This window comes from Elstera cyanobacteriorum (assembly GCF_002251735.1).
GTDB lineage: Bacteria > Pseudomonadota > Alphaproteobacteria > Elsterales > Elsteraceae > Elstera > Elstera cyanobacteriorum.
The window spans coordinates 18,150-31,438 of the sequence record NZ_NOXS01000020.1; the positions used below are offsets into that span (position 1 = coordinate 18,150).

The following is a 13,289-nucleotide window of genomic DNA, read 5'->3' on the forward strand; positions in this document are numbered from 1 at the left end:
GCCGCCTTTTATGTCGAGACGTCTTGAGTCAGACCTAGACACGTCCTTTATCGATACTCTGATCGGCTATAATATTCGCCGGGCGTCTCTGGTGATTGCCCGGGATTTTGCCAAAACCCTGACGGGGGTGGACCTCGGTCCCGTCCAATTTACAATTCTAACGCTGATTGATGCGAACCCAGGCTGCACGCAAAATAGCATCGCCAAGGCGATTGCCATTAAGCGGACCAATTTCGTTGCCCTGCTGGATGGCTTGGAAGCCCAGGGTTTGGCGGAGCGTCGCCCGTCCCCGACCGACCGGCGGTCCCACGCGCTCTATCTGACCCCGGCAGGCCGGGCGATGCTGGTCGATCTTAAGCCTCGCATTCAAGCCCACGAGCAGAAATTCGCGGCAGTGATGAGCCCCGCCGAGGCGGATTTGCTCCGCGATATCTTGGTCCGCTTGCGTCAGGTCGGGGGTGACGCCGCCGAGGAGGCGGATCTTTAGCCGTGTCCGGTCGCCTTCATGCCGATACCGTTGCGGGGGCGGTGGGGGAAGGGGTGTTAAGCCCCTGTGCCCGTTTGTTCGACCAGATCGACCCCTAAAAAGCGCTCGGTGAGGGCATGATCGTTGCGAACATCGGCCACGGCGCCCTGATGCATCACCCGGCCCCGTTCAAGAAAGATCACCTGTTCGGCAAAATCCAAGGCCCGATCGACCTGTTGCTCGACCAAAATGATGGTCATTTTCAGCGTCGTCAGCACCTGCATAAGCTGGTCGCAGATAACTGGGGCTAGGCCCTCTAACGGTTCATCCAAGAGCAAGACGCTGGGTTGCCCCAGGAGAGCCCGGGCCACAGAGAGCATTTGCTGCTCCCCGCCCGACAAAGCGCCGCCGCCGTTACGGCGCCGTTCCTTAAGGCGGGGGAACATTGCATAAGCTTCCTCAAGGGCCGCCCGTGGCCGCCCTTTAAGGCCGGTCACAAGGTTTTCTTCGACCGAGAGCGAGCGAAAAATATCGCGGGTCTGCGGCACATAGCCGAGCCCGAGTTCGGCCCGCCGCGAGGCGGAAAGCTCGGTTAAATCGACCCCGTCCAGGGTCAGTGTGCCGGCATGGCGCCGTGTCTGCCCGACAAGGCTTGCAAGCGTTGTCGTTTTACCAACCCCGTTACGGCCCAAAAGGGCTATCCGGCTTCCGGCGGGGGCGGAAAGGCTAATGCCCTCGATGATCCGGGTCTGCCCGTAGCCCGCCGTCAGGCCCTTGGCCTCAAGATGTCCCTTAAGCGCGCTCACGGGCTCTGCTCCCTAAGTAAACGTCTCGAACCTTCGGGTCCGCCGAAATCTCTGCGGCGGAGCCACTGCACAGTATTTGGCCTTGGGCCAAAACGATGATGCGGTGAGCAAAGCGGAACACGAGGTCCATATCATGATCGATCATCAAGACCGCTAAATCGGCGGGAAGCCGGTCGAGCGCATCAAGAATCCGGTGGGATTCGGAGTGGGGAACGCCTGCGGCCGGTTCATCGAGAATCAGCACTTTAGGCTTCAAGGCGAGGGCAAGGGCGATTTCCAGCAACCGCTGTAGCCCGTAGGCGAGGGCCGAAATCGGTGTTTCCGCGACCGAGGACAGCCCCATGACCGCCAAGAGGTCTTCAATCTCGGCCTTGGTGGCGGCATCGGGGCGCAAGCTGCCAAAGAGACGGAAGGTCTTTTGCCCGCGTTGCAGCAGCGCAAGATGCACATGCTCCCGAACGGTAAGGGTTGGGAAAAGGCGCGCGATTTGAAATGAGCGGATTAATCCCCGCTGCACCCGCGCTTGCGGCGGCAATTTGGTGACATCCTGCCCATCGAGATAAATCGTTCCGGCAGAGGGTTTCAACACGCCCGTCACGAGGTTGACGAAGGTGGTTTTCCCGGCGCCGTTCGGCCCGATGAGCGCGCATCGCTCGCCTGCCTTCAGGCTCATATTCACATTCGATGATACCGTAAGCCCGCCAAAATTCTTGACGAGCCCGGAGACGCGCAAAAGCTCGGTCATGTCCCCCTCCGGGCAAGGCGTTGGGCCAGTTTCTCACTGACGGCAGTGATGCCGCCGGGGGCGAATAGCACAATCCCAATCAGGAAAAGGCCGATGAACAGCATCCAGTGGAAGGGATCGGTCGCGGCAAGAATATGGTGGATGGTCATAAAGGCGACCGTTCCAATAATGGCGCCGTAGAGGCGACCGGTGCCACCGAGCACCAGCATAACAACGGCTTCTGCCGACAGCGTAAAACCAAGGCTATCAAGCCCGACGATCCCGGTCGTCACCGTGGTTAGCGCGCCCGCCAACCCGGCGAAAGCGCCGCCGACCGTGTACATGACCACCAGATACCGGCGCGGATTGCCCCCAAGGGCGGCAATCCGCAAGGGGTCTTCCTTGACGCCCCGGCAGGCCAGCCCAAACGGCGAGCGCACGATCCGGCGGGCAATCGCATAGGCTACGATCAAGACAACCAGCGCGAAGAGGTAGGAGGTCCGCCCGTAGAGATCAAACCGAAACAGACCGAGGACCGGACTGGGGTCAATCCCCGATAACCCGTCGCTTCCCCCCGTCAGCTCCCGCCATTTATTCGCGAGCGATTGCAGAAGCTGCGCGACGGCAATCGTCAACATCAGCAAGGTAAGCCCGTGGGCGTGCAGGATCAGCGCGCCGGTGATCAGCGCAACAAGCCCCCCGGCCAGGGTGCCGATTAGCAGCAGCAGCAGCGGATCTTGAACGATATGCACCGCCATAATCCCGGCGGCATAGGCCCCCGCGCCAAACAAGGCGGCGTGGCCCAAGGTCGCGATTCCGGCATACCCTAAGACGAGATCGAGCGAGAGAATATAGAGGGCCATCGTGAGAATTCGGGTCAGAAGCCCTAAATCCTCCGGGAACAGAAAATAGCCTAGAATTCCTGCGCCGATCATTAACGGCAGGACGGCCGGTTCGCCAAGCACGCTACCCCAGCGGGCGCGGTGATTTTCGAGGAACGCCGGTAAACGCATTAGATCGCCTCTCATGCGGCCCTCCGATGGAAGAAACCGTTCGGCCAGCGGAATAGAATAAGGATGAGGGCTGCCGAGAAAAAGAATTCCCCGAAGTTTGGCACAAGATAGCGCCCCGCCGTATCGAGGATTCCCAAGGCCAGCGCCGCAACGACCGACCCGAGAATACTGCCCGCCCCGCCGACGGCGACGACCGCCAAAAACAGCACGATGTACCGGATGGCATAATAGGGATCGAGCGGCAAAAGTTCGGCCCCCAGCACGCCGCCCAACGCGGCAAGACCGGTGGAGAGGGCAAAAACCGCCGTATAAAGCCGTTCGGTGCGAATGCCCAAGGCTTCGGCCATGGCAGGATTATCGACGGCGGCCCGCAGCCTGACGCCAAAATTGGTCCGCTCCAGCAGCAGCCAAAGCCCCAAAATCGTCGCCGCCCCCAGGCCAATCACAAAGGCCCGGTGCAGAGGAATCGTTTTGGAGCCGAGCGAAACCGAGCCACTTAGAAGGTCCGGCAGCGGGATGCGCTTAACGGTCGGGCCGAAGCTGTAATTGGCGATCGCAATGATCACGAAGGTCAGACCAATCGTGAGCAGCACCTGCTGCAATTCATTATTGCCGCCATAGATCCGCCGATAGAGCAACCGCTCCAACGGCAGCGTGACGATAACGGTCAGCAGAATTGCGGCAAGAAGCGCCAGGCCATAGGGCAAACCAAGACTTTGCATGCCATACGAAGCAAGATAGCCCGCCATCATCGCAAAGGCGCCGTGGGCAAGATTGACCACGCGCATCAAGCCAAGCATGACCGAAAGACCGACCGATATGATAAATAAGATTGTGCCGTAGGCAACGCCGTCGACGGCGATCCCTAAGATCGTTTCCATTCCGGTTCTCCCTGGGGGGACGAGCCACCCTTGGGTAGCTCAATCGCCTCGGCCGCTTTTGGCTATTTCATAACGCCGGGATAGCCCCAATCGGGCTGATTGGTCAGGGTTTCAAACTGCGTATTTTGCAGCTTTCCGTCCTTCTTTTCCGTCACGCGCAAATAGACATTTTGGGTGACATGACGGGTAACGGGATCGATGGTGACGGGGCCACGGGGGCTTTCCCAAGACAATCCCTTAATCGCGTTGACCGCTTTCAGGCCATCTTTGCCGCCGGCAGCTTCAATCATCTTATAAATGGTGTGAACGCCATCATATGCGCCGACCGAAAAGAACGTGACTTTATCCGAGCTGCCGAAAAGCTCGCGATGTTTAGCCAGAAACTGTTGATTGAGCGCCGACGGATTGGCCTGGCTATAGTGGAACGCCGTCAGAAGACCGAGCGCCGTATCGCCCATCGAGGGAAGGTCCGGTTCCTGGGTCAAATCACCCGGGCCGTAAAACTTGATCCCGGTTTCCTTTAGGCCATTGTCCTGAAAGGCTTTGACGAACGTTGTCGTGATCGGGACGGGGAGAAACGCATACAGCGCTTCGGCCTTCGAGTCCTTAATGCGCTGCATGAAGGGCGCAAAATCGTTCGTGCTCAAAGGCATGCGGATCGTATCAACGATTTTGCCGCCCGCTTTTTCGTAAACGGTTTTAAACGCCGCCTCGGCATCAATGCCGGGACCATAGTCGGTCACGGCAGTGACGACGGATTTGACCCCTTGTTTGGCGACATAGTCGGCAAGCGGCGCCGTCACCTGCCACAGGGTAAAGGACGTGCGCACATAGCGCGGCGATTTTTCGGTAATGATCGAGGTCGCCGCATTAAAGATAACGGCGGGAATATTGGCTTCGTCGATCAGCGGGGCGACGGCCAAGGCATTGGGCGTCAGAAAATATCCCGCCAGGAAGGACACTTTATCTTTGACAATGAGTTCCTGAGACAGCGCGCGGCTTTGAGCTGGGTTGACTTGCGGTAAGTCCTTGTAGATGAACTCGACCGTATCCCCTTTCACGGTTTTTCCATGAATAGCTTGGTAGACTTCAATAGCCTGTTTGAAGTTCTCGCCGCCTTGGGCAAATTGACCTGAAAAGGGGCCGACGACCCCGACCTTAATCACGCCTGCTAGGCTGGACCCCGACGATAGCGCCACGCCCAGCGCGAGACCGATGACGGTCTTCCGCAAATAAAACATTCTTGTTCCTCCCAATCGCGTTTTTGAGCAGCTTCGCACTCGGTAATTTGCGGTTTCTGCGCCCGCATAACTCTATTGGGATCTCCCGGGACGAGAGATTTCCAGTTAGAGCACTGACTGCCTATACTGGGGAGGCTGTACAATATCTCAAGTCAGATCGCCGTCTGCCGGTATAAGTTTTTGTTAGCTCTGCCGATCCGGCCCTGCGACCCTATCGGCTTACCCAATGCCGGGAACTCTCCGCCGCGTCGTGACGACGGATAGTTGGCATTGGATCGTTAGGCCGCTTTGCTGGCTGAGTTTTGGAGTGCGCGGTCGAGCAGTCGGCGCGCTAGGACGCCGCCTGCATCGATATTGAAGCTCATCATTTTGCGGTCGGGGCGGGCGAGAATATTCTGCTGCTGATGCACAAAGACGTCGATGTCTTCCATAAAGACGCCGCCTTGCGCCTCGCGTATCCGCGCGGTCAAACCTTGATCGTCGGTTTCGAAATTGCGGGCAAACCCCCAATGATACAAACAACTGGTCTCCGTCTCGGGCGTAATGAGGTTGATGACCGTGGCAGAAATCCCTTGGGAACGGTCCCCCTGGGGCGCCCCCGTGCCTGCCCGCGCAACGCCGACGTCAATCGTGATAACGCTCGGAACCGAATATTCACAAATTTGCCAACGATCGACCAACTCCTTGGATTTCCAATTATGGACCCAGAAAGGGGGCGGTTCGACGTTTAAGGTCCATCGGCTAACAACGGCGCGATCCCCAACCAATTTGGCGTCGAACGGGGCTTCGGTGAGTTCCTTTTGACCAATGCTGGTGGCATGCACATAGGTCTCATGGGTTAGATCCATGAGATTATCGATGACGAGCCGGTAGTCGCAGGCCGTATGATAGGTGCCGCCATCAAACGCCCAGGCGGGATCGGCGCACCAGGGAAGCGCGGGAATGCGGGCGGGATCGGCCAAAGCTGCATCGCCAATCCACACCCAGATAAAACGATACCGCTCGACGACCGGATAGGCGCGAATATGGGCGTTGGGGTTGATCGTATCCTGGCTCGGCATATGCACGCATTGCCCGCCCTCGGCAAAAGTGAGCCCGTGGTAGCCGCAGACGAGCCGATCATCGTGCACGGACCCTTGCGAGAGCGGAAACAGGCGGTGGGGGCAGCAATCTTCCAGCGCCACAAGACTGCGGTCGCGCTTCCGGTAGAAAACAATCTTCTCCCCGCAAATGGTGTGCCCAACAGGCTTCCCCCCGATGTCGCGGTCCCAGGCCACGGCGTACCATTGGTCTTTTAAAAACATGCTTCCCTCCCTTGGTTTTTGATTCTGCGCATGCCGGGCAGAAATGCGCAGGCATTCTATGATTGGATACAAAAATACGTCAAGCGAGTCTCGGGTGACCTCGATCAATTCAGAAAAATTGCAGTTTTTAGCAATGCGGCCGCCTCTTCCAATTCGCGGTAGAGTGTTTATTGTATCCAATAACAATCTTAAGTGGGAGGAACGATCATGCAGGTGCGCCTTGCCGCCATTCGCCCCGAAACAAGCCGGGTGAAGAGCTTTCGATTGGAGGAGGTGGGGGGATCGGCGCTCGCCTCGGCCGCGGCTGGCGCCCATATCCGTCTCACGCTGCCGTTACCCGAGGGGCCTGCGGCACGGGCCTACTCAGTGTGGCGGGCTGGGAGCGAGATTTGGATTTCGGTTCAGCGCGAAGCGGGAGGGCGCGGGGGATCGGCCTATTTGCACGATCAGGCCGCCGTTGGCGATGTGCTGCCCGCGAGCCTGCCGCCAAACGGGTTTCCGCTCGTTCCGGGTGCCGGGACAAGCCTGCTTATCGCGGGGGGAATCGGCATCACGCCAATTCTGGCGATGGCGCAGAGTTTGGCGGCGGCGGGGGCGGATTTCCATGTCCATTATACCGTGAGGGATTGGGCAAATGCGGCGCTGTTTGCCGCTTTGGCCGAAGTCGCCGGCGACCGTCTCAGTTTCAATTGTGATGGCGGTGATCCTCGGCGCGGGCTTCCGCTTGACGCCGTTCTCGCCAACCCGGCCCCCGATCGGCACGTCTATGTTTGTGGTCCGGGCCCGCTCATCGATGCGGTTGTGCAAACGGCACAACGGCGGGGGTGGCCCTCCGCCCAGATTCACTCCGAACGCTTTGCGGCGGCGCCGTCCGCGCCATCGGACGCGCCGCAGGGGTTTGATGTCATTCTGGCCCGAAACGGCGCACGGTATTCCATCGGCCCCACCGAGACGATTCTCGATGTGGTGCTCGCCGCCGGTCATGACCCTTTGTATAGCTGCCAAGCGGGGAGCTGCGGGCTTTGCGTCACGCCAATCATCAGTTCTACCGGAGCGCTTGAGCATCGGGACGTCTTTTTAAGTTCTGCCCAGAAAGCGGCGGGGGACAGGCTTTGTCTCTGCGTCTCGCGGATGACGGCGGGGGAGCTGGTGCTAGACCTCTGACCCAGACGGGGCGTCGGTGGGCGCGCGGAAAAGCGCGATATTGTCGATGGCCACATAGGCATGCTCCCGCATCAAAGCCTCGGCGCGGGCACCTTCGCGCGCGACCAAGGCGGCAAACAGACTCTCGTGCTGCTCTTGCGCTCGGCGCAGCACGGCAAATTGCTGGGTCAAGACGGGGGCATTTTCCGCATCGTCGAAAAACGCGCTGGCGGAGGCAAAGGGAATCCGATCATTCAGGGCTAAGGCTTGGGTTAGCGCTGTATTTCCGGCGGCGGCCACCAGTGTGTTGTGAAACACCTCGTTAATTTCGGCCCACTCTATGCCGTCGCCGGGGTGCAGCATTCCCTTGGCGAAGATCGCTTCCCCGCGTGTTAGGCAGGACTGTAGAATCTTGCGGGAATCCACATCCAGGCCCTTTTCGGCAACCAGACGGGCTGCCGTTCCCTCCAGAATGCCCCGCAGTAAGATTGCATCCCGAATATCTTTTTCGGAAAAAGCCCGGACAACAAAACCGCGCCCGACGTCTGCGGAAACCAGTAACCCCTCTTGCGCCAGAATGCTCAGAGCGTGGCGGACAGGCGTTCGTGAAACCCCTAACGACTGTGCCAGCCGTATTTCTGTAACGCGCTCACCGGCCTGCAAGGCGCCCGTCATAATCATTTCCCGCACACGCAGAATAATCTGCCTTTGCTGCGACATTCCAACCCTCCCGATCGGCGGCATAGGTGTGATTGCCGTGCCGATAACCGAATGTGAACACCGGGCAATCTGCGTGGCAATCGCGAGATGAAAAGGCAAAGTTTTTCCGATTTGACACCTTGTCCCACCCGTCAAGGCACGGGCCATTTTTAGGGGAGTGTGTTGAACGATAGCCTAAGACCTGATTGCGCGCGCTTAACCTATTTCAGGGTTAGGCAAACGTTACAAGCGCAATTGCACACTTTACAGGTGTAAAAGAACCTGCAAGATGCGCGTATCGCGCTGCGGCGCTAAAGATTGAGCGGACTCAGAATGGATCGATATTGTCTGGAGGCGGTTGGACGCATCGCCGGAGAGGAACGCGCGCCCTATTCCCACATTACGGTTGATCGGCTCACCCCAATCATTGGGGCGGAAATTAGTGGGGTAGATCTCGCCCGTCCGGTTTCTGACCCCGTGTTTGACGAAATCAAACGGGCTTTCCTTGAAAACCAAGTTCTTGTGTTTCGCAATCAGGTCTTGACTGTAGAGCAGCAGAAAGGTTTCGCGCGCCGCTTCGGCCCACTTCGGGTCTTGCCGGTTGAGGATATCGACGGCGATGACCCTGAGCTTGTGATCATCAAAGCCAGTAAGGAATCGAAGTTCGTCGCGGGGGAGGTTTGGCACGCGGACGGTACCGCCGATCCGGCCCCTTCGCTCGGCTCGCTGCTTTACATGCATCGTATCCCAGAGATCGGGACGGGGGGCGATACGCTTTTCGCCAGCATGTATCTTGCGTATGAGATGCTCTCGCCGACCATGAAAGCATTTCTTGAAGGTCTAACGGCCCTTCACGATGGGGCGGTCCCCTGGCAGGGCTATGAGGCGCCGCCGGGCCTACCCAAGTCGGAACATCCGATTATCGTCCGGCACCCAGAAACGGGGCGGAAGCTGCTGTTCGTCAACTCGGGCTTCACAACCCATATCCCGCAGCTATCACCGGGGGAGAGCCGGGCTGTCCTAGATTACCTATTCGGCCTCGTCGCCCGCGAACAGGTGCTGAACTGCCGCGTGCGTTGGGCGCCGGGAACATTGGTATTCTGGGATAACCGCTGTGCCCAGCATCATGCCATTTGGGACTATTTTCCCCATTCCCGCTACGGCGAACGGGTTACTGTTCTCGGGAGTGTGCCGGCGCGCTGACCCGAGCGGCTAGGATTGGGGCGAGGGCGTCGAGGATCAAATCCCCGAAGGCCTCGCTGCCATGCAGCGGATCCTGGGGTTCGCAATAGGGCGCCAATTGCCCGCCATCGGGAGCACAGGCGTGCGCCCGCACGTCGATGATCGGAATTTTTGCCCGTTCCAACGCTGTGATCAAGGCGGCTTGTGCCGCAAAAAACACACGCGGATCAGCAATCTCAGGCACCCGTTGGGGCGGCAAAACCGCGTAAACAGCCACGCCGTGCACCTGAAGGCCGGTATAGAAACCCAGGGCGCCCCTTGCCATTTCGCCAATCACGTCAGCAAAAAATTGGCTTTCGAGAAAGTCCGGTGGAAATTGACCCGCCTGATCCTGAAAGCCCAGCCAATTTTCCCAAGCGGCATAAACGTGACAGCATAGGCCAAAGGTCGCGACCAGCGGCACGCGCAGCGTATAAAGGCTCTGTGTGTCGATTTCCGCTAAGAACCCTGCGACTAGGCTTTCCACCTCGTCCCGGTGAAAGCGGCATCCCTCTGCCGTGAAGTCGCAAAAATCGGCGGTAAAGTCTCGCCCCGATCCAAGCGGACCACCAACGAAAGCCAATCCTCGGCGCGTTGCGGCCTTGCCAATTGCCCCGGCATGGGAATCGCCCAGCAGCAAGAAATCAACGGGTTTGGTAATAGTCGAGCACATCATCATCACACAAAATATCCTGCGGGGGGCGCCCTACAGCGGGGGGTGTCCGAGGGGGGGAAGACAGTAACGCCGGTTGTTGCCCGAAGAAGTGATCCATAACAAAGGCCACCCCAGCAGGTGAAACGCTCCGTCGATTGGCCTCGTAGGCCCAGCCTCCGAAGGGGAAGGCCGAGATTAGTTCAAAGGATGGAAAATAATCGACATCGTCCAAGCGATCACGAAGCTCGCCCGCGACGGCCCGTAAAAGCGACTTCGTATAGGTAGACGCGACGAGCGCATGGTCTCCAGTCGCCGTTGCCGTTAGCGGCACGGGGGAGACTGTGAGCAAGAAGCGAATACCGGGGTTATGCTGGCGGATCAGGCCGAAAACAGCGGCCATATCCTCGTAGGTCTCGGCGTAAGTCTGATTGCACAGACGATGATCCGCCGCTCGAAACTGTCCGCGCACGGTGCCGGGGCAGGTGGGATAGGCATAGGCTTGGTGACGATTTTGCCAATATTCGGTTAGTCCCATCGTAAAGATGAACCAATCGGCGTCGCGCAACGCCTGGGCAAAGGCATTGAGTGTTATGTGGCGGGCCGTCTCCAGATCAGAGCGGCTCGCGAAGCCTTCTGCGGGTGTCGAGGGGCGGAACGGATCATAGTAGCGCGCGCCCTCCGCCCATACTTCGCGCGGCATGGGAACGCCGTCAAGTGCCCAGGTGACCCATTGGCGGAGCATCGCAGCCGTATAGATATTGCCTGTCCGAGCGGAAAATAATCCATAACCCGCTGCCGTCCAGGCTTCGGCGGGCAAGTCGGGCGGCGGTGGTTCGGTGATATGCCACGTCAGGCCGCGCGCGGCGAGGGCGCGGCCGAGATGCTGGGCGAAGCACGACCCTGCAGTCACAATTTTCTGGCCAGGCAGTACGGGGGTTTTCGGCTGCCAAAGATCGGGCAGATAGCGCAAGTCTTGATCGGCGACAGCGCGCCGCCAAAAGGCGCGGGGCGGCAAGTCAGCATAGGGGGATGGGCGGGGCATCGGTCGGCCTCAGTTCGTATTGCCGGGAGCGGGGGCGACGGTCGGGCGCAGCAGCCGGAAACCCAGCGCAGCGAGCGGAAGGCAGATCAACGCCATGCTGGTAAACAGCACGGGACCGCCCCAGAGGCTGATCACCAGGGCGCCCATCATCGGTGCCAGCGACGCGCCGCCATTCGACAAAAGATAAACGCCGAAATAGCTATTGCGGCTTTCCGGCGGGGCCATGCGGTCGATGATGGTGGAAAAAAGTGGCATCGCGATCATTTCCGCTAAAGTGGCACAGGCAATTGCCAGCAGCCAGACAGTAGGAATGGCAGCGCTATTGGCGGCAATGATGGCCTGCGCCCCCATCAGACTGACGAGTGCGAGAGCAAAGGCCCGATGTTCGGGCAGGGCAATCAGCCAGCGCATGAACAACAGATGAAAGCCCAGCACCATCACCGTATTGGTGAGATTGATGAGCACGATCAGCCGGGTCAATTCGGGCACGCTCAGGGTCACGAGATAGAAGGTCAGCGGCTCGTCGATCTGCGCGTAGATGAGCACCAGCAGAAAATTGGCGATAAAAATCGCCCGGAAATGCCGGTGCTTCAGAAGTACCGGGAGCAGAGCCCAGAGCGTCGGCGCGGGTTCGGCGGGGCGTGCGACCCGATCCGCATAGAGCACGCTTATTCCCAAAATGAGAAATGCCAGCGCTGCCGCTAGGAAGACAAGGTCGCTCTGCCGATCCGCAAACCCCATGCCCAACAACGGACCAATGGCAACCGCGAGATTCACACTGTAATAGCGCAGGTGAAATAGAATGGGCCGTCCGGCATCGGTCCTGGCGCAATCGCCAAGCGCAGAACGAAGTAAGGGCTCGATCATTCCGCCCGCCGTCGCGATGACCATAACGGCCAGCATATAGCTCGCTTCCGTTGGCCATAGGGCGGGTAGGGCGAAACCACCGAGCGACACCGCGCAGAGCAGCGCCAGCAGCCGGGGGCGTTTGAAGCGATCGGCAAGGCCGCCCGCCAGCGGTGCTACCAGCAGCGCGACGATCCCGGCTAGGGTAAACTGTGCCCCAATCTCGGTGATCGATGTTCCGAACCGCTGGTTCATTGTGACGGTCAAGAACGGCCAGACCATAAATACCGCAAGCTTCGAAAGGCTGATGGCGACCAGAAGAAGCTTGGCCTCCAACGAAATATCGCGAAGCGTGGTCCAAAACCAAAGAAGCCCGTTGAGGGGTGCTAGGCGCATCTTAACCGCCGCCCCCATAAGGGGATGCGAAAGACTTTGCCCGACCCGAACAGCGGGTTAGGATGCGCCACTTTGGCAGGGGATGCGTGTGGAGTTTTCGGTGCATTCTACCTCGGTTTGGTTCTCGGTCCCGCCGACCCCTGGTCGGTTGAATATTCTCTGTTTGCCCCAGGCAGGCGGCGATACAAGCCTGTATAATCGGTGGCAACGACTGTTGCCCCCAACCGTTGCCCTGATCCCAGTGCTGCTGCCGGGGCGCGGGCTGCGCCTCGCTGATCCGCCGTTTCGGGCGATGGCTGATTTGATTACGGCATTGGCTGACGCGATAACGCCCTACACGGCGCTGCCCTACGCATTGTTCGGGTCTAGTATGGGCGGCTGGATTGCCCATGCATTGGCGCAGGAACTTTTGCAGCGCCGCTTGTCGGCACCCGTGGCGCTGTTCGCCTGTACGTCTTCCACGCCGTTTGCCAAGCGCCGCCTGCCCAATGTTGACACCGATGATCGGGAAACCCTGATCGCCGAAATCCTGGCCTTTAATCCCGATTTCGACCGGGTGCTGGTCTATCCTGAACTCGTCGATTTGCTGCTTCCGGTCATCAAGGCCGATTTCACCTTGTGCAACGGCTATCGGCCCCAGCAAGCCCCTCGGTTGACCTGCCCGATCATCGGGTTTGCGGGGAGCCGCGACCAGATCATCCCGCTCGAAACCATGCACGGTTGGGCCGAACTGACCGAGGGTGGCTTTAGCTTGACGGAACTCGACGGGGATCATTTCCTCATCGAGACAGCCCCGCGCCCAATTTTGACGGCGCTGGCAACATGCGCCGAGCAAGTTTTGACCGGGTAGCG

Annotated in this window: 14 protein-coding genes; 4 read left to right on the forward strand and 10 right to left on the reverse strand. The window is 59.2% G+C overall.

Going from position 1 to position 13,289, the window contains the following annotated elements; translation table 11 throughout:
• Positions 1–10: 10 nt before the first annotated feature.
• Positions 11–487, forward strand: coding sequence for a MarR family winged helix-turn-helix transcriptional regulator (locus tag CHR90_RS01105; RefSeq protein WP_094406866.1), 477 nt, complete (start codon positions 11–13; stop codon positions 485–487).
• A 56-nt stretch (positions 488–543) separates the two neighbouring features.
• Here the strand turns inward: CHR90_RS01105 and CHR90_RS01110 are convergent, their stop codons facing one another.
• The 6 genes from CHR90_RS01110 to CHR90_RS01135 all read right to left on the reverse strand — a co-directional run bounded on the left by CHR90_RS01110 (position 544) and on the right by CHR90_RS01135 (position 6,435).
• Positions 544–1,272 (reverse strand): ABC transporter ATP-binding protein, encoded by a 729-nt coding sequence (locus CHR90_RS01110; RefSeq protein WP_094406868.1) that lies wholly within the window; start codon positions 1,270–1,272, stop codon positions 544–546.
• Positions 1,259–2,017 (reverse strand): ABC transporter ATP-binding protein, encoded by a 759-nt coding sequence (locus CHR90_RS01115; RefSeq protein WP_094406870.1) that lies wholly within the window; start codon positions 2,015–2,017, stop codon positions 1,259–1,261. Before CHR90_RS01115 ends, CHR90_RS01110 begins: the two co-directional genes overlap by 14 nt.
• Positions 2,014–3,024 (reverse strand): branched-chain amino acid ABC transporter permease, encoded by a 1,011-nt coding sequence (locus CHR90_RS01120; protein WP_094406872.1) that lies wholly within the window; start codon positions 3,022–3,024, stop codon positions 2,014–2,016. Before CHR90_RS01120 ends, CHR90_RS01115 begins: the two co-directional genes overlap by 4 nt.
• The gene (locus tag CHR90_RS01125) at positions 3,021–3,890 is read right to left on the reverse strand and encodes a branched-chain amino acid ABC transporter permease (RefSeq protein WP_094406874.1); all 870 of its coding nucleotides are present in this window, start codon (positions 3,888–3,890) and stop codon (positions 3,021–3,023) included. Before CHR90_RS01125 ends, CHR90_RS01120 begins: the two co-directional genes overlap by 4 nt.
• 62 nt (positions 3,891–3,952) lie before the next feature.
• On the reverse strand, positions 3,953–5,056 hold the full coding sequence (locus CHR90_RS01130; protein WP_229671611.1) for an ABC transporter substrate-binding protein: 1,104 nt from the start codon (positions 5,054–5,056) through the stop codon (positions 3,953–3,955).
• Between the two features lie 353 nt (positions 5,057–5,409).
• Complete coding sequence (locus tag CHR90_RS01135) at positions 5,410–6,435, reverse strand: aromatic ring-hydroxylating dioxygenase subunit alpha (protein ID WP_094406879.1); 1,026 nt, start codon at positions 6,433–6,435, stop codon at positions 5,410–5,412.
• 207 nt (positions 6,436–6,642) lie between these two features.
• Between CHR90_RS01135 and CHR90_RS01140 the strand changes: the two genes are divergently transcribed.
• Complete coding sequence (locus tag CHR90_RS01140) at positions 6,643–7,599, forward strand: PDR/VanB family oxidoreductase (protein ID WP_094406881.1); 957 nt, start codon at positions 6,643–6,645, stop codon at positions 7,597–7,599.
• Here the strand turns inward: CHR90_RS01140 and CHR90_RS01145 are convergent.
• Positions 7,588–8,298 (reverse strand): GntR family transcriptional regulator, encoded by a 711-nt coding sequence (locus CHR90_RS01145; RefSeq protein ID WP_170941245.1) that lies wholly within the window; start codon positions 8,296–8,298, stop codon positions 7,588–7,590. The two genes, CHR90_RS01140 and CHR90_RS01145, sit on opposite strands and share 12 nt — an antisense overlap.
• A gap of 312 nt (positions 8,299–8,610) precedes the next feature.
• Between CHR90_RS01145 and CHR90_RS01150 the strand changes: the two genes are divergently transcribed.
• Positions 8,611–9,480, forward strand: coding sequence for a TauD/TfdA dioxygenase family protein (locus CHR90_RS01150; protein WP_094406886.1), 870 nt, complete (start codon positions 8,611–8,613; stop codon positions 9,478–9,480).
• Here the strand turns inward: CHR90_RS01150 and CHR90_RS01155 are convergent.
• From CHR90_RS01155 to CHR90_RS01165, 3 genes are read right to left on the reverse strand one after another with little or no spacing between them, the layout of a single operon-like run.
• Positions 9,449–10,177 (reverse strand): hypothetical protein, encoded by a 729-nt coding sequence (locus tag CHR90_RS01155; protein WP_141210837.1) that lies wholly within the window; start codon positions 10,175–10,177, stop codon positions 9,449–9,451. The two genes, CHR90_RS01150 and CHR90_RS01155, sit on opposite strands and share 32 nt — an antisense overlap.
• Positions 10,143–11,195, reverse strand: a complete 1,053-nt coding sequence (locus tag CHR90_RS01160) for a GSCFA domain-containing protein (RefSeq protein ID WP_094406890.1) — start codon at positions 11,193–11,195, stop codon at positions 10,143–10,145. Before CHR90_RS01160 ends, CHR90_RS01155 begins: the two co-directional genes overlap by 35 nt.
• Positions 11,196–11,204: 9 nt before the next feature.
• Positions 11,205–12,437, reverse strand: a complete 1,233-nt coding sequence (locus tag CHR90_RS01165) for an MFS transporter (RefSeq protein WP_170941246.1) — start codon at positions 12,435–12,437, stop codon at positions 11,205–11,207.
• Positions 12,438–12,537: 100 nt separating this feature from the next.
• Here CHR90_RS01165 and CHR90_RS01170 point away from each other — a divergent pair, with 100 nt between their 5' ends.
• Positions 12,538–13,287 carry a thioesterase II family protein gene (locus CHR90_RS01170; protein WP_170941247.1) on the forward strand — a complete coding sequence of 250 codons (750 nt, stop codon included), beginning with the start codon at positions 12,538–12,540 and terminating at the stop codon, positions 13,285–13,287.
• Positions 13,288–13,289 lie beyond the last annotated feature (2 nt).

Coding starts and splice junctions, on each gene's coding strand:
- CHR90_RS01160 (WP_094406890.1), bottom strand. CDS start 11,195: ATGCCCCGCCCATCCCCCTATGCTGACTTGCCGCCCCGCGCCTTTTGG.
- CHR90_RS01155 (WP_141210837.1), bottom strand. CDS start 10,177: ATGATGATGTGCTCGACTATTACCAAACCCGTTGATTTCTTGCTGCTG.
- CHR90_RS01140 (WP_094406881.1), top strand. CDS start 6,643: ATGCAGGTGCGCCTTGCCGCCATTCGCCCCGAAACAAGCCGGGTGAAG.
- CHR90_RS01125 (WP_094406874.1), bottom strand. CDS start 3,890: ATGGAAACGATCTTAGGGATCGCCGTCGACGGCGTTGCCTACGGCACA.
- CHR90_RS01150 (WP_094406886.1), top strand. CDS start 8,611: ATGGATCGATATTGTCTGGAGGCGGTTGGACGCATCGCCGGAGAGGAA.
- CHR90_RS01120 (WP_094406872.1), bottom strand. CDS start 3,024: ATGAGAGGCGATCTAATGCGTTTACCGGCGTTCCTCGAAAATCACCGC.
- CHR90_RS01165 (WP_170941246.1), bottom strand. CDS start 12,437: ATGCGCCTAGCACCCCTCAACGGGCTTCTTTGGTTTTGGACCACGCTT.
- CHR90_RS01135 (WP_094406879.1), bottom strand. CDS start 6,435: ATGTTTTTAAAAGACCAATGGTACGCCGTGGCCTGGGACCGCGACATC.
- CHR90_RS01105 (WP_094406866.1), top strand. CDS start 11: ATGTCGAGACGTCTTGAGTCAGACCTAGACACGTCCTTTATCGATACT.
- CHR90_RS01115 (WP_094406870.1), bottom strand. CDS start 2,017: ATGACCGAGCTTTTGCGCGTCTCCGGGCTCGTCAAGAATTTTGGCGGG.
- CHR90_RS01145 (WP_170941245.1), bottom strand. CDS start 8,298: ATGTCGCAGCAAAGGCAGATTATTCTGCGTGTGCGGGAAATGATTATG.